Source organism: Solilutibacter pythonis (assembly GCF_003697345.1).
Taxonomy (GTDB): Bacteria; Pseudomonadota; Gammaproteobacteria; order Xanthomonadales; family Xanthomonadaceae; genus Solilutibacter; species Solilutibacter pythonis.
In genome coordinates this window covers 152,779-168,477 of the sequence record NZ_RFLY01000004.1, presented here as the reverse complement: position 1 = coordinate 168,477, position 15,699 = coordinate 152,779, and the positions used below count along the sequence as shown (strand labels likewise).

Sequence of the window (15,699 nt, the reverse complement as noted above, 5' to 3'; positions counted from 1 at the left end):
GCACCATGCGCTTGCTGGAGCAACTTTTATCCCTGAAAAACTATTTCTGGTTCGCCAAACGCGAGGCTTCGCCGGGATTTTTCAGGCCACCTTTGGCCTGGGCCTGCTTGGCGGCCTCGCGCATCTGCGCGGACTTGCCTTGCTGCTGGTAGATCTTGGCCAGATTCAACCAAGCCTCTCCATTGGCCGACAAGGGCGCCGCAAGGGTGTAGTACTTGGCGGCGGCATCGAGATCCTGCGGCTCGCTGAAATACGCGCCTTGCGCCACGTAACCCCAGGCTTTGCCCAGATCGGCGTCCTGCGCGAGGATGCCCTTGGCCACACCCTCCTCGATCACGGTCGCGGCCTCGCGCCATTTTTCTTCGTTGAGCAAACCGGAATACAGCGCCCGGTATTCGCGCGCTTCGGTCAACAGCCCCTTGGACCGGGCCTCCTGCATCAGCTTGCCGGCCTCGGCGAATTTTTCGGCCTGTTGCAACGAAGCCACCGCATTCATCAGGAGCCGTTTGTCGCTCGGGTCTTTGCCGTAAGAGTCGAGGAAGAGCTTCGCGGCTTCCTCATGACGCCCGGCAGCGGCAAGGAGCTGCGCCTTGGTATTCAGGTACTTCGGGTCGTCGGTCCGGGTTTCGCTCAAGAACCGCTCCAGCATGGCCAATGCCGCCTCGTTCTGCTCCAGTTGCGAATACACCACGGCCAGGTTGTACATCGCGTTGTAGTGGTTGTTGTTGTCCAGGCCGTTGGCATCGATCGCGGCCTTGAAGTACTGCGCGGCCTTGGCCAGGTCATCGCTTTCGATCGCGGCCGAGCCTGACAGCAGCCAGGAGAACGATTTTTCGTAGGCATTGCTCGTCGATTCGGCGAACGGCACCGCCCGGGCGAGGAGTTCGGCGTTCTTCCCTTCCTCGTTGAGCTTGCTCAGGGTTTGCAGTTCCTTCACGCCTTTCTGCGACGCACGCTCTTTGGGGTCCTGGCGCGTCGCGTTGGGATAGGTGGCGGCAGGCGCCTTCTGCTGCTGCTGCTGTTGCTGGCCGCGCCGCTCGTGACGCTTACCGGCCAGTTGGGCGGCGGCGGGCGCGGCGATGGCCGTGGAAAGCGCAAGCGCGACGGAAACGGTGAGTGCGCGACGGAGGCTGGACATGAGCATGGCTCCTGATGAATGGGCGGCCACTGGGGGCGTGGCAGGCGGATAAAACTAGCAGATGAAGCCGGCGCGCGTCAGCCCATGCCATTTCTCCAGGCGTTCAGGTACCGAGGTCAACCGCAGTTCGGGCGACGGCCGGCGTTGCGAGCCCGTTCGTATTCCGGCATCAGGCCAGCCGCGCGCTGGCTCATCTCGCGTAGGCGGGATTCCGGGTCGGGGTGCGTGGAGAGCCATCGCGGGCCGCTGTTACCGCCGGCAGAAATCATATTCCGCCAGAGATCCTCGGCCTGGCGGGGGTCAAAGCCGGCACGCGCCATGAGTTGCTGGCCGACCACATCGGCCTCGCTTTCCTGAGTGCGGTTGTTGGGCAACAGAATCAGGCTTTGAGCGGCCAAACCACCGCCCTGAGCGACCAGTTCGCCCATGCCCTGGCCGTAGGCCGAACCGACCAGCGCGCCAAGAATGCCGAGCCCAACCTGTGTGCCCGTCTGCCGGGTGATGCGTTCATCATGATGCTTGGACACTACGTGTCCGATCTCGTGCGCCACCACCGCCGCGAGTTGATCCTGGTTGCGGGCGACCTTGAAGATGCCGGTATACAGGCCGACCTTGCCGCCGGGCAGGGCAAAGGCATTGGGCGAATCGTCTTTGAACAGGGCATTTTCCCAGCGGTATTGCTGCCAATCGGTCGGTAGCTGGCGCACCACGGCGTTCACCACGCAGTTGACGTAGGCGCGCTGACGGGCATCCGGGGACAGCGGCTTCTGGGCTTTCACCTTGGCGAACGCTTCCTCGCCCATTCGGTCGAGTTCTTGTTGCGATTGCGCGCCGACCCGCTGCGTACGTCCGGTGGGTGAGGTGGTGGTGGCGCAGGCCGCCATGCCAATGACGATGGCGGCGAGCAGCACGGGGCGATGGATGCGCATGAGGGTTATCCGTAAAACCAGGGGGGCTTGTTGTAATCCGGCTTGCCTGAAAGCCACGTCAACACAGTTGCATGCCGTGACGACGCGAGGGTACCGCTTCATCCGGCGTTAAAGCCGTCCATCATCAGCATCGCGCATCCCAGGGCATTGTTGACCGCATGCGCGATCACCGCGGCCCACAGCGTGCCGGTTCGGCGGTAAATCGCCGCGAAAGCCATACCCATCGCGGTATAGAACGACAGCAGCCAGAGCACGCCTGGCCATGGCGCGGCGCTGAACCCGGGTAATTCGTGCATCAGTGCGAACAACAGGCCGCTCGCCACCATACCCACCCCAGGTTTGCCGGCCGCCCACAGCCGGCCGAACAACACACGGCGAAACAAGAGTTCCTCGGCGAAAGGCGCGACCACCACCACCAGCAGCCAAAGCAGAACGGGGTCGTAGGCGAACAACGCCTGGACCATCGGCAAATTGCTCGGTTCAGGTGCCTGGTTGGTGACTTCCAGCCCGTACATCAGAACACTGCCGGCGATGAACAGGACAACGCCGAAGGCGATGGCTTCGAGCCAGGTGCGTGGCTGGCGAATCGCCGCCCGCGAGTGGATTCTCTCGGCCACGCTGGCGCGACGGCGCAGGAAATACAGCGCCAATGCCGCCATCAGCGTCGCCAAGCTACTGGCCAGCAGCAGGAAGGCCAGCCCGGGTTGGGCAATCCCGGCGGCCATGCCGCCGGAATGTCTCATGGCCTGAACCGTTTGCCAGAGTCCCCAGCCAAACGAGGCCAGGAACACCACCGCGAACAGGATCAGCGCGGCAAGGGCGAAATCCAGCAGCATCGCCATCAAAGGATGACGTTCCGACCAGCGGGCTGGCGGCGGGGAGGCCGGTGGAACAACGGCGGACGGCACGGGATTCATCACCGCATTGTGCCCATCTCCGTCGCCACCGGCATCACACGTCGAGATTGGCCACCTTCAGCGCATTGTCTTCGATGAATTCGCGGCGTGGCTCCACCACATCGCCCATCAGGCAGGTGAATATCTGGTCCGCGGCCACCGCATCCTCGATCCTTACCTGCAACAAGCGCCGGGTTTCGGGGTTCACGGTGGTATCCCAGAGCTGATCCGGGTTCATTTCGCCAAGGCCCTTGAAGCGCTGGATCTGGCGGCCGCGCTTGGCTTCCTCCAGCAACCAGGCCTGGGCTTCGGCGAAGCTGGCAACCGCCTGTCCACGGTTGCCGCGGACGATCCGCGCGCCCTCCCGGATCAAACCATGCAAGGCGGCGGCGGCCTCGCCCAATGGCTTCAATTCACCATGTTCGAATACCGACAGCGGCAGGATCTGGGTCAGTTCCTCGCCCATGTGGGCACGGGTGATCGTCAGCGCCGGGGGATGGCCCTCGGTGGCCGGCTTCAGTGCCAGCGTGTAGCGCGGCTTGCCCAGCCCGGTACGGTTGAGACGCGCGGCCAAGGCGTCCAATTCCTGCGCTTCGTCCGTGTTCTGAACCAATGACTGGCTATCGAGTGGGCTGAAATCGATCAACGATTCCAATACGATTGGATCGTACCGATGCGCGTTGCGGGTGATCGCGGCACGTGCTTCGGCATAGCCCAGCAGCAGTTTTTCCAGCGCGGCGCCTTCGATCGGCGGCTCGCCTTCGGCCGGGATCAGCGCGGCGCCTTCCACCGCGTTGCCCGCCAAATACGCGTCCAGCGCGGCATCGTCTTTCAGGTACAGCTCGTTCTTGCCCTGCTTGATCTTGTAAAGTGGCGGCAGGCCGATGTAGACGTGACCACGCTCGATCAACTCCGGCATCTGCCGGTAAAAGAAAGTAAGCAGCAGGGTACGGATGTGCGAGCCATCGACATCGGCATCGGTCATCAGAATGATGCGGTGGTAGCGCAATTTATCCGGATTATATTCATCCTTCCCGATACCGGTACCGAGGGCGGTGATCAGCGTGCCCACCTCGGCCGAAGCCAGCATGCGGTCGAAACGGGCGCGTTCCACGTTGAGTATCTTGCCCTTCAGCGGCAGGATGGCCTGGGTCCTGCGGTTGCGGCCTTGTTTGGCGCTGCCACCAGCGGAATCGCCCTCGACGATGAACAGTTCGCTGAGCGCCGGGTCCTTTTCCTGGCAATCGGCCAACTTGCCCGGTAAACCGGCGATATCCAGCGCGCCCTTGCGGCGGGTCAGGTCCCGCGCCTTGCGCGCGGCTTCACGAGCACGCGCAGCATCGACGATCTTGCCGGCGATGGCTCGGGCTTCGTTCGGATGCTCTTGCAGGAACTCTTCCAAACGTTGGCCGAAAGTGGACTCCACCACCGGCCGCACTTCGGACGACACCAGCTTTTCCTTGGTCTGGCTGGAGAAGCTCGGGTCGGGCACCTTGACCGAAAGCACCGCGATCAAACCCTCGCGCATGTCGTCGCCGGAGAGCGAGACTTTAGCCTGTTTGGCAATGCCACTGTGCTCGATGTAATGGGTAAGCGTCCGGGTCAAGGCGGCACGAAAGCCCTGCAAATGGGTACCGCCGTCCTTCTGCGGAATGTTATTGGTGAAGCAGAACATGGTTTCCTGGTAGGCGTCGGTCCATTGCAGGGCCACGTCCACGGTGATGCCATTGGCTTCGCCCGCCACCGATATCACGTTGGGGTGCAGCGGATTTTTAAGCTGTGCCAGGTGCTCGACAAAACTGCGGATACCGCCTTCGTACTCGAATGTAATGCTTTCACCTTCGCCACGTTCGTCCGTCAGAGTGATCCTGACACCGGAATTGAGGAAGGAAAGCTCACGCAGACGGCGGGCCAGGATGTCGAAGTGGAACTCGACATCGGTAAAGATATCGGCCGACGGCCAGAAACGCAGGGTCGTGCCACGCTTCTCTCCCTGCTCGCCGGCCCGCCGTAGCGGGTGAACGGGCTCACCGAGGTGAAATTCCTGCTGGTGATGGCCGCCATCGCGCCAGATGTCCAGTGTCAGCTTGTCGGACAGCGCATTGACCACGCTGACGCCGACGCCATGCAGGCCACCGGAAACCTTGTAGCTGTTGTCATCGAATTTACCGCCGGCGTGCAACACGGTCATGATGACCTCGGCCGCCGAGACCCCCTCTTCCTTGTGGATATCGACAGGAATGCCGCGGCCGTTGTCGCTTACCGAAACCGAACCGTCCGCATGGATGGTGACGATGATGTCGTCGGCGTGGCCGGCCAGCGCCTCGTCCACCGCGTTATCCACCACCTCGAACACCATGTGGTGCAAGCCAGTGCCATCGTGCACGTCACCGATGTACATGCCCGGACGCTTGCGCACGGCCTCCAGGCCGCGAAGGACGGTGATCTTGCTGGAATCGTAATTACTGTTCGGCTGCCCGCGTAGGGCGTCTGTCGCTTCCGTCATACGGATGGGAACTCCCAGTGAGACGGCCCGAAAATAGGCGTCTGAAGGCGGAAAATTAGCGTGAAATTGTAGCACTTTCGTACACGGGACAGCCGTTCCGGCCTGTATTCACTGCCAGGGCGGATATCCGATTGGACTTCATTCAAGCCCAGAAACGAATCCTTGAGCGCGAACGAGAAGCTCAGCTCGCCGATAACTGTCGGCGCACGACACCTTGTTCCACGTGGAACAAGGCAACAGGAGCATCCATCAGCTCAGGCGGTGATTCGACTCCGGTCATGAATACCTGCGCTCCCCCCGCCAAAAGTTCGTCGAGCACGCGGCGACGATGCTTGGCATCGAGTTCAGAAGCGAAATCGTCCAACAACATCAACGGCCAAGCGCCGCGCACTTGGTTCAGGTGCCGAGCCTGGGCCAACAGGCAGGCCAATGCCACCAATTTCGCCTGGCCTCTCGAATAAGGTTCTCTTTCCGGCCGGGCCACGAAATCTACCCGCCAATCGGCCCGATGCGGCCCAACGCCCGTATGGCCCAATGCCAGATCACGATCACGGCCAAGCAGCAAAGCATCGGCCAGCGACATCGATTCTTTTTTCCAGCCCGCCTGAAGGTTCAATGCGACGATGCCAAACGCCGGCAACAATTGCTCAGCCACCGCCTGCAAATGCGGCAACAACGCGGCGACATAAGCTTCGCGTTGTCGTTGCAGCGGCAATGCGGCTTCCACCAATTCATGATCCCAGGCGTCCAGCTGAGTACCGGTACGCCGCACTTTTAGCAAGGCATTTCGCTGCTTGAGGGCCCTGACATAGCGCCGCCACGCATGAAGATAGTCTTGTTCCACGTGGAACAAGCCCCAATCGAGAAAACGTCTTCTCGGCTCCCCGCCACCCGCAACCAAGCCATAACTACCCGGCTCGAAGGTGGAAACAGCAAAAGTGGCGCACAGATCACCCAATTGGGCAACGTCAGTCCCATCCCGGCGTGCGCTCCAGTTGGCTCCTTCATGTCGTAATCCCGCGCGATGTTTGGAGGCGCCCGTGTCTTGCCATTCGGCATAGATTTGCAAAGCTTCCGCACCAGTACGGATCAGCCCATCGCGCACTCGTCCTCGAAAACTTCGCCCGTATCCCAGCAAATGCAATGCCTCAAGCACGCTGGTCTTTCCGGCACCGTTTTCGCCAAACAACAAATTCAAACCGGGGCCTGGTTCCAACCGAGCTTCGGTAATCGAACGGATGTCTTGCAGATCTAAACGGGTGATGCGCATTTCAGTTTTTTGGGTGCGCGGATACAGAACCGCCCGGCTTGGCCGGGCGGTGATGTTTCACGTGGAACAGAAGTTCCGACACGTCAAAGCCTCAAAGGCATCACGACGTGGCGGCTACGTTCGTTACCCGCTTCTTGCACCAACGCGGAAGAATTGGCATCGCGCATGGAAATCACCACATGCTCGTCGCGCAAGGCACTGAGCGCTTCCAGCAAATAAGTCACGTTGAAGCCGATCGCCAATCCATCCACGCGCGTATCGGCTTCGACGTCTTCTTGAGCCTCTTCCTGTTCGGGATTGTTGGTCTGGATGCGTAATTGGTTGGGCGAAACTTCCACGCGAACGCCGCGATATTTCTCGTTCGACAGGATCGCCGCACGCTGCAAAGCCGCCCGTAGCGCCTCACGATCGACCGTAACCTGTTTGTCTGCGCCAATCGGAATGACCGCTTCGTAATCCGGGAAGCGACCATCGATCAATTTCGAAGTGAATGTCACATCATCACGCTTGACGCGGATATGACTGCGTCCCAGCTCCAGGTCCAGCACGCGATCACCGCCTTCCAAAAGCCTTTGTAGCTCTTGCACGCCCTTGCGTGGAACGATGATCTGACGTTTCTGGCCGTCCTGTTCCAATGCCGCTTCGCAAAGTGCGAGACGATGACCATCCGTCGCCACGCAGCGTAAGGTCTGATCACGCAAGTCGAACAACAGGCCATTGAGGTAGTAACGCACGTCCTGCTGAGCCATGGCGAAAGCGGTGCGGTCGATCAATTCCTTCAACGCCGATTCCGGCACTTGCACGTGTTCCGTGGCGTCGACTTCGTCGATCGAGGGGAAATCAGTCACCGGCAAGCTGGCCAGGCTGAAGCGGCTTCTCCCCGCTTGCACGCTGATCTTGTCACCGGCCTGGCTGACGGTGATCTTGCTACCGTCGGGCAGGGCACGAACGATATCGAAGAACTTGCGCGCCGGGATCGTGACTTCTCCGGGTTCGGTGTCCTGGGCTTCGCTACGCGCGATCATTTCCACTTCTAGATCGGTGCCGGTCATGGATAGACGACCGTCTTCCACCTGGACCAGGAGGTTGGCGAGTACCGGCAAAGTTTGCCGGCGTTCGACCACGTTGACGACTTGGGCGAGGGGCTTCAGTAATGCCTCGCGTTGCAGGGAGAAACGCATGGTCGGTAGTTCCTTGACAGTTGCCTGAGACGGCTTTTCTAAGGTGTATAAACTATAAACGAGGTGGCGGTGGTAGCGGCGATTTCGCTGGAAAACGCCTTATCTAATTGATTTCAAAAAAGAATTTTCGGGTTTCAAATGGGTGTACAGCCGGAGGCTCTGGTTGGGTACAGGTTGTGGATGATTTTGGGTGAAAATTTAATCGACACTTTTTCCACAGCTTGCCAGACGGGTTGTGCGCAGAATCATTCGGTGAGCTTGCGCATCAGCTTCTCCCAGTCCTCGTGGATCTTGGCGTCGCTCTCCACCAGCTTGCGAATCACCTTGCAGGCATTGATCACCGTGGTGTGGTCGCGGCCGAAGGCTTCGCCGATTTCGGGCAGGCTGCGGTCGGTCAACTCGCGCGCCATCGCCATCGCCATCTGCCGGGCACGGGTGATGGTGCGTTTCTTGGTGTCGGAAAGCATCATCCGCAGCGGCAGATCGTAGTAGTCGGTCACTACTTTCTGGATGTTCGGGATGCTGATGACCGCCTGCTGTGAGCGGAACAGGTCGCGCAGGGTGTCGAAAGCGAACTCGGTGGTGATCGGTTGCGCCAGCAGGTTGGCGCGCGCCACCAGGGAATTGAGCGCGCCTTCCAGTTCGCGGACGTTGGAGTGCATCCGCTTGGCGATCAGCATCGCCACTTCTTCTGGCACTTCCGCGCCGCGTTCGCGGGCCTTGGCTAGGACGATCAGCGCGCGGGTCTCGAAATCCGGCGGGTCGATCGCCACCGACAGGCCGGAGTTGAGTCGCGATTTCAGTCTGGGTTCCAGACCTTCGACCTCCTTGGGGTAGCGGTCGCTGGTCAGGATGAGTTGTTGCTTGCCGGCCAGCAGCATGTTGAAGGTGTGGAAGAACTCCTCCTGGGTGCGGTCCTTGCCGGCAAAGAACTGGATATCGTCGATCAGCAAGGTATCGACTTGCTGGAAGCGACGTTTGAACCGATCCACGCGGCTTTCCTTGAGCGCCGCGACGAATTCGCTGTAGAACTCGTTGGAGCGCATGTAGAGCACCCGCGCGGCCGGGTTCACGCGGTGAATCTCGTTGCCGGCGGCCAGCATCAGATGGGTCTTGCCAAGGCCCGTGCCGCCGTAGAGCAGCAGCGGGTTGTGCTCGCGCGCGCCGGGCGCCCGGGCGGACATCAACGCGGCGGCGCGGGCCAGTTGATTGCTGCGGCCCTCGACGAAGTTCTCGAAGTGGTAATAGGGGTCGAGGTTGCTCTGGAACGGTTCCGCGGCCACGCCTGAGGGCGTGGTCGTGGCAGGCTTGGCGATTGCATCCGGGCGCGGTGCGACCGGCCCCGCGCCAATCGCGAGATCGACCCCGGAGATGCCGCCGAAATGGCGGGCCAGTTCCCGGATGCGCGGCAGGTGGTGATCGCGCACTTCCTCCAGCACGAAGGCGTTGGGCGCGTACAGGCGCAGGTTGTCCTCGTGCATGCGCGCATGCAGCGGCTTCAGCCAGGTATGGACTTCTTCCTGTGGCAGTTCGGCCGATAGCCGCTCCATGCACAATCCCCAGACGTCCATGGTGGAGGAAGGGGCGGGGTGCAAGGGCTGGTTCATCGAAAAAGCTTCCAGAAGTGCGGGTGGCAGGATCGCGCGAACTTGCCAGATTACCATTCCCACCCGTGACCAAGCGGGGTTTGAGCGGGATTACCGCTTGACGTCATAGGCTTTCCGGGTTAGGATTTCGGGTTCAGTTTTTTACTTATGACGGCATTGCCATGGCCACCAAGCGTACCTACCAGCCCAGCAACCTCAAGCGCAAGCGCGATCACGGCTTTCGTGCCCGCATGAAGACCGCCGACGGCCGCAAGATTCTGGCGCGTCGTCGCGCCAAGGGCCGTAAGGTCCTCTCGGCCTGAGCGCCGCCGCCGGCTGGCCGGCGGTTCATGGACAGCCCACTCGCGTGCTGTCTGTCGCGATGAACGAGCCCGCACCCGCCCGTTTCTGCAAAACGGCGCGGGTGCGTTCACGTACGCAGTATGCGCGCGTCTTCGAGTCGGCCAGGCGCTTCCACCATTCCGCCTTTACCCTGCATCGCGCCCCGGTCGAAGCGGGTATCGGAGTTTCTCGGCTCGGGCTTGCCGTCTCGCGTAAGGTCGATCCGCGCGCGGTGGGGCGCAATCGCATCAAGCGTGTATTGCGCGAGACATTTCGCCGCCTTCATGCGCGAATGCCGGCGTTCGATTGGGTAATCGTGGTGAAGCCGGTGGCCGCGACGATGGACAATGCCGCGCTTGCCGCCGCATTGATCGAAACCCTGCGCCGGGCCGGTGCGTTGCCGGCATCGGATGCGACCTGCACAATGCATGCCGCTTTTCTTCCTTCTCCCCCGAATTCCGAGGCCGCCCCGAGCGGTCGGCCTGATATGAGCACGCCCGAATGAACCAGTCCCGTATTTTCCTGCTTATCGCCTGGTTGATGGTGGCCATGCTTTTGTGGATGGAGTGGGGCAAAGAGCAGCAGGCGGCACGCGAGCCGGCCAAGCCGGTACCCGCCCAAATGACGGTGCCCGACATGGTGCCGGGGCAGGCGCCGGCCATCCCCGGCGTGGCGCCGGTGGCGACGCCCGCCGCGAGCGCGGCCACGGGCGCCACGCCGGGGAGTGCCCGTGCCCCGGTGGTGGTGAGCACCGATGTGCTGCGATTGACTCTGGATGGCGGCGGCGTGCGCCAAGCGGAATTGCTGAAGTATCCGCAAAGCCGCGCATCCGGTAGCGCGCCGGTGAGGCTGTTCGATGCGGAGGCGGCGCGTTTCTATGCCGCTCAAAGTGGCTGGGTCGGCCAGAACGGTAGCCCGGCACCGAGCCATCAGTCCGGCTTCGTGCCAGTGGCGCCTGAAAAGACCTATGCGTTGAGTGATGGCCAGGCGAGTATCGAGGTGCCTTTCATCTGGCGCGGCGCCGATGGCGTGACCATCCAGCGCACTTACGCATTGAAACGGGGCGATTACGCGGTCGAGGTGCGCGACGAGGTCGTCAATGTCGGCGGCAAGCCGTGGAACGGTTACGTCTACCGCCAACTGGTACGGGTGCCGCCGACCATCGAAGCGAGCATGTTCCACCCCGAGTCCTACAGCTTCAATGGCGCGACGTGGTGGAGCAAGGCCGGTGGCTACCAGCGCCGCGCGTTCAAGGATTACCTCGACGACGGTCAGCTCAACCAGACCATCGGCGGCGGTTGGCTGGCGATGTTGCAGCATCATTTCTTCACCGCCTGGATTCCCCAGGCCGATCAACCGGCCTTGTACGCGCTCGACCAGCGTGGTCCGCTGGCTTCGATCGCCGCGACCGGCCCGCAGTTCAACCTAGCGCCGGGACAGAAGGCGGAAACCCGGGCGCGGCTGTGGGTCGGCCCCAAGCTGGTGGACCGGATCAACGCCGCGCATGTGCCGGGCCTCGACCGCGCGGTCGATTACAGCCGTTTCTCGATCTTCGCCGTGCTCGGCCAGGGCCTGTTCTGGGTGCTGTCCAAGCTGCATGAGCTGATCGGCAACTGGGGTTGGGCGATCATCGGCCTGGTGGTGCTTTTGAAGATCGCCTTGTTCCCGTTGTCGAACGCGCAGTACAAGTCGGCGGCGAAGATGCGCAAGTTCCAACCGCGCTTGCAGCAGCTCAAGGAGCGTTACGGGGACGACAAGCAGAAGTTCCAGCAGGCGATGATGGAACTCTACAAGACCGAGAAGATCAACCCGATGGGCGGCTGTCTGCCGATCATCCCGCAGATCCTGATCTTCATGACGCTTTACTGGGTGCTGTCCGAAGCGGTCGAACTGCGCCATGCGCCGTGGATCGGCTGGATTCAGGACCTCACCGCGCGCGATCCTTATTTCATCCTGCCGGTGCTCAACGCCGCCATCATGATCGCCACCCAGCATCTGACGCCGATGGCACCGGGCATGGACCCGATGCAGCAGAAGATGATGAAGTTGATGCCGGTGATCTTCGGCGTGCTGCTGGCTTTCCTGCCCGCGGGTCTGGTGCTTTACCAGGTGGCGAACGGCGGCCTGGGGCTGATCCAGCAGTGGTACATGCTGAAGAAATACGGCGATGCCCCGGCCAAGGCCAAATAAGCTACCCGACCGGCCCGCTCGATGCGGGCCGGCTCGTCCGTGCCGATGACGATGACCGAAGCCCCAGCCCCGCGTGACACCATCGTCGCGCTCGCCACCGCCCATGGCGCGGCCGGCGTCGGAATCGTCCGGCTGTCCGGGCCGCGGGCGATCGCCATCGCGGAAACGATTTGCGGCGGGCCACTGTCGCCGCGCCGCGCCCGTTATTCGCGTTTTCACGATGGCGGCGGCGAATTGATCGATGACGGCATCGCCATTGCTTTCCCCGCGCCGGGCAGTTTCACCGGCGAGGACGTCGCCGAGCTGCAAGCGCACGGCAGTCCGGTGTTGCTGCGCCAGTTGACCGATGCCGCGATCGCCGCTGGCGCGCGACAAGCCCGCGCCGGTGAATTCAGCGAACGCGCCTTCCTCGAAGGCAAGCTCGATCTCACCCAGGCCGAAGCCATCGCCGATCTGATCGGCGCTGGCAGCGAGCAGGCCGCGCGCGCCGCGCGCCGTTCGCTCGATGGCGCCTTTTCCCATGAAGTCGAGGCGCTGTCCGCCCGCCTCATGGCGTTGAGAGTGCAGGCTGAAGCGGCGATCGATTTCGCCGACGAGCCACTGGAAACGCTATCGGACACGCGCCTGTCCGCCACGCTTGAGGGCATCCGCGTCGATCTTGCCGTGCTGCTTGGCCGCGCCGAGGCCGGCCAACGTCTGCGCGACGGCCTGCACGCGGTGATCGTCGGGCCGCCGAATGCGGGTAAAAGCTCGCTGTTGAACGCCCTGGCGCGCAGCGATCGCGCGATCGTCACCGATGTCGCTGGCACTACCCGTGACGTGTTGCGCGAAGCGGTCAACATCGGTGGCGTGGAACTATTGCTGGTCGATACCGCCGGCCTGCGCGAGAGCGATGACGCCATTGAGCGCGAGGGTATCCGCCGTGCGCGCGCCGAATTGGCACAGGCCGATCTCGCTCTGATCGTGGTCGATGCCCGCGACCCGGCAGCCGCGGTGATGCTCGAATCCGAATGGGCCGGCCTACCGCATCGCATCGTCCTGCACAACAAGGCCGATCTACTCGACGAAACGCCCGACGCGCGGGCGAACGAAGGCGAAGCCCTGTGGATTTCCGCGACCACCGGCGCGGGCCTCGAACGTCTGGAAGCGGCGATCGCCGCCATCGCAAACGCCGGGTTGGAGGCGGGCGAGGGCGCATTCAGCGCGCGCGCGCGGCATGTCCGCGCTCTGGCCAACTGCGCCGGTTGGCTGGCCGGCGTCGGTGGCGAGTGGCTGGCTGGCCGGCCTGAATTGGCCGCCGAATCGCTTCGGCTGGCGCGGGACGCGTTGGGCGAAATCACTGGCAGGTGCTTGCCCGACGATCTGCTCGGGGAGATCTTCGGCACGTTCTGCATCGGCAAGTGATTTCGCCGCGTCCGGTGAAAATTCGCCCAAATGAGAATGAATCGCGGACAAGTGGAAACGGGTGCGTAAACTATGCGCACACCGTTCATGTGCGTCACGCTTTCTTGACTTCAATCAAGTGCGTGTCTTAACGCCTATCTAACAATGCGTGGCGTCATCGAGGACTCTGCAATGACTACCGAAACCAAGGGCTACTACAACGACAAGGTGGTGCTCCAATTCGCGCTGGCGACAGTGCTCTGGGGCATCGTGGGCATGCTGGTCGGCGTGATCATCGCCGCGCAGCTCTACTGGCCCCAACTGACCGACGGCATTCCGTTCCTGCAATACGGCCGGTTGCGCCCATTGCACACCAACGCGGTGATCTTCGCCTTCGGCGGCTCGGCACTCTTCGCCACCAGCCTGTGGTGCGTCCAGCGCACCAGCCATGTGCGACTGATCTCGGACAAGCTCGCGGCCTTCGTGTTCTGGGGCTGGCAATTGATCATCGTGGCCGCCGCCGTCACCTTGCCGCTGGGGCTGACCCAGGGTAAGGAATACGCCGAGCTGATCTGGCCGATCGACATCGCCATCGCCGTGGTCTGGGTGGCCTACGCGGTGCTGTTCTTCGGCACCATCGCCATCCGCAAGGTCAAGCACATCTACGTGGCCAACTGGTTCTACGGCGGCTTCATCCTCGCGGTGGCGCTGCTGCACATCGTCAACAGCCTGGCCATTCCGACCAGCCCGATCCACTCCTATTCGCTGTACTCCGGCGCGGTCGACGCCATGGTGCAGTGGTGGTACGGCCACAACGCGGTGGGCTTCTTCCTGACCGCGGGCTTCCTCGGCATGATGTACTACTTCGTGCCCAAGGTCGCCGGCCGGCCGGTCTATTCCTACCGCCTGTCGATCGTGCACTTCTGGGCGCTGATCTCCATCTACATGTGGGCCGGTCCGCACCACCTGCAATACACCGCGCTGCCGGACTGGGCGCAGTCGCTCGGCATGGTGTTCTCGCTCATCCTCCTGGCCCCGAGCTGGGGCGGCGCGATCAACGGCGTGATGACGCTGTCGGGCGCCTGGCACAAGCTGCGCACCGACCCGATCCTGAAGTTCCTCATCGTCTCCATCAGCTTCTACATGATGTCGACCTTCGAGGGCCCGATGATGTCGATCAAGACGGTCAACTCCCTCTCGCACTACACCGACTGGACCGTCGGCCACGTCCATGCCGGCGCGCTGGGCTGGGTGGCGATGATCTCGCTGGGCGCGACCTACGCGCTGATCCCCTGGCTGACCGGGCAGAAGTCGATGTACTCGGTGAAGGCGGTCGATCTGCACTTCTGGATGCACACCATCGGCGTGGTGTTCTACATCGCCTCGATGTGGATCGCCGGGGTGATGCAGGGCTTGATGTGGCGCGCCACCAACGCCGACGGCACGCTGACCTACAGCTTCGTCGAATCGCTGAACGCTACCTACCCGTACTTCCTGGTGCGTCTGCTTGGCGGCGTGCTGGTGCTCTCCGGCATGTTCGTGATGGCTTGGAACGTGGTGAAGACGATGCAGGCCGCCAAGAACGTGGCCCCCAATCCGGTGCTGCCGCCGGACGTTTCCGAAGCCCGCGCCTGAGGACCCCGACATGAGCAACGACAACAACACGGGTTTCACCCACGAGAAGATCGAGAAGAACGTCGCGCTGATGGCGATTCTAGTGACCATCGCGGTGTCGTTCGGCGGCTTGGCGCAGATCGTGCCGCTGATGTTCCAGGCCGAAGCGGTCAAGCCGCTGCCGGGCGTCAAGCCCTACCCGGCACTGGAACTGGCCGGCCGTGACGTCTACATCCGCGAAGGCTGCTACAACTGCCACTCGCAGATGGTACGCACGCTGCGCTTCGAGACTGAGCGCTACGGCCACTATTCGTTGGCCGGCGAATCGGTCTACGACCATCCGTTCCAGTGGGGTTCCAAGCGCACTGGGCCCGATCTGGCGCGCGTCGGCGGCCGCTACTCGGATGATTGGCACCGGGTCCACCTGAACAACCCGCGCGACGTGGTGCCGGAATCGAACATGCCGGCCTTCCCGTGGCTCAACAAGGGCACCATCGATGCCGGACAGTTGCAGGCCAACATGCGCGGCCTGCGGAAGATCGGCGTGCCTTATACCCAGGCCGATATCGATGGCGCCGGCGCCGCGGTGGACGGCAAGACCGAGATGGACGCGGTCGTCGCCTATCTACAGGGCCTCGGCAAGGCCGCGCCGAAGGGGGGCTGA

Annotated in this window: 13 protein-coding genes; 6 read left to right on the top strand and 7 right to left on the bottom strand. The window is 62.5% G+C overall.

Annotated elements, in window-relative coordinates; genetic code table 11:
* Positions 1-40 precede the first annotated feature (40 nt).
* The 7 genes from EBB59_RS04240 to dnaA all read right to left on the bottom strand — a co-directional run bounded on the left by EBB59_RS04240 (position 41) and on the right by dnaA (position 9,491).
* Positions 41-1,138: a tetratricopeptide repeat protein gene (locus tag EBB59_RS04240; protein WP_158601708.1), complete on the bottom strand. Its 1,098-nt coding sequence runs from the start codon at positions 1,136-1,138 to the stop codon at positions 41-43.
* Positions 1,139-1,254: 116 nt separating this feature from the next.
* The gene (locus tag EBB59_RS04235; protein ID WP_425451794.1) at positions 1,255-2,061 is read right to left on the bottom strand and encodes a M48 family metallopeptidase; all 807 of its coding nucleotides are present in this window, start codon (positions 2,059-2,061) and stop codon (positions 1,255-1,257) included.
* A 104-nt stretch (positions 2,062-2,165) separates the two neighbouring features.
* Complete coding sequence (locus tag EBB59_RS04230) at positions 2,166-2,984, bottom strand: CPBP family intramembrane glutamic endopeptidase (protein WP_122100896.1); 819 nt, start codon at positions 2,982-2,984, stop codon at positions 2,166-2,168.
* 34 nt (positions 2,985-3,018) lie between these two features.
* Positions 3,019-5,469: a DNA topoisomerase (ATP-hydrolyzing) subunit B gene (gyrB, locus tag EBB59_RS04225; RefSeq protein WP_122100895.1), complete on the bottom strand. Its 2,451-nt coding sequence runs from the start codon at positions 5,467-5,469 to the stop codon at positions 3,019-3,021.
* Between the two features lie 181 nt (positions 5,470-5,650).
* Positions 5,651-6,739, bottom strand: a complete 1,089-nt coding sequence (gene recF / locus EBB59_RS04220; RefSeq protein ID WP_122100894.1) for a DNA replication/repair protein RecF — start codon at positions 6,737-6,739, stop codon at positions 5,651-5,653.
* Positions 6,740-6,822: 83 nt separating this feature from the next.
* Entirely contained in the window at positions 6,823-7,920 is a 1,098-nt protein-coding gene (gene dnaN, locus EBB59_RS04215) for a DNA polymerase III subunit beta (protein WP_122100893.1), read from the bottom strand.
* A 245-nt stretch (positions 7,921-8,165) separates the two neighbouring features.
* A complete protein-coding gene (dnaA, locus tag EBB59_RS04210) occupies positions 8,166-9,491 on the bottom strand; it encodes a chromosomal replication initiator protein DnaA (protein WP_122100936.1) in 1,326 nt (441 codons plus the stop codon).
* 197 nt (positions 9,492-9,688) lie between these two features.
* Between dnaA and rpmH the strand changes: the two genes are divergently transcribed.
* From rpmH to ccoO, 6 genes are all read left to right on the top strand, one after another.
* Entirely contained in the window at positions 9,689-9,829 is a 141-nt protein-coding gene (gene rpmH, locus EBB59_RS04205) for a 50S ribosomal protein L34 (protein WP_076585856.1), read from the top strand.
* A 59-nt stretch (positions 9,830-9,888) separates the two neighbouring features.
* On the top strand, positions 9,889-10,353 hold the full coding sequence (gene rnpA, locus EBB59_RS04200; protein ID WP_122100892.1) for a ribonuclease P protein component: 465 nt from the start codon (positions 9,889-9,891) through the stop codon (positions 10,351-10,353).
* Positions 10,350-12,038, top strand: a complete 1,689-nt coding sequence (gene yidC, locus EBB59_RS04195) for a membrane protein insertase YidC (protein ID WP_122100891.1) — start codon at positions 10,350-10,352, stop codon at positions 12,036-12,038. The genes rnpA and yidC overlap by 4 nt, the downstream gene beginning before the upstream one ends.
* Positions 12,039-12,089: 51 nt before the next feature.
* Positions 12,090-13,442, top strand: coding sequence for a tRNA uridine-5-carboxymethylaminomethyl(34) synthesis GTPase MnmE (gene mnmE, locus EBB59_RS04190; RefSeq protein ID WP_122100935.1), 1,353 nt, complete (start codon positions 12,090-12,092; stop codon positions 13,440-13,442).
* Positions 13,443-13,613: 171 nt separating this feature from the next.
* Positions 13,614-15,056: a cytochrome-c oxidase, cbb3-type subunit I gene (ccoN, locus tag EBB59_RS04185; RefSeq protein WP_122100890.1), complete on the top strand. Its 1,443-nt coding sequence runs from the start codon at positions 13,614-13,616 to the stop codon at positions 15,054-15,056.
* Between the two features lie 10 nt (positions 15,057-15,066).
* Positions 15,067-15,699: a cytochrome-c oxidase, cbb3-type subunit II gene (gene ccoO / locus EBB59_RS04180; RefSeq protein WP_122100889.1), complete on the top strand. Its 633-nt coding sequence runs from the start codon at positions 15,067-15,069 to the stop codon at positions 15,697-15,699.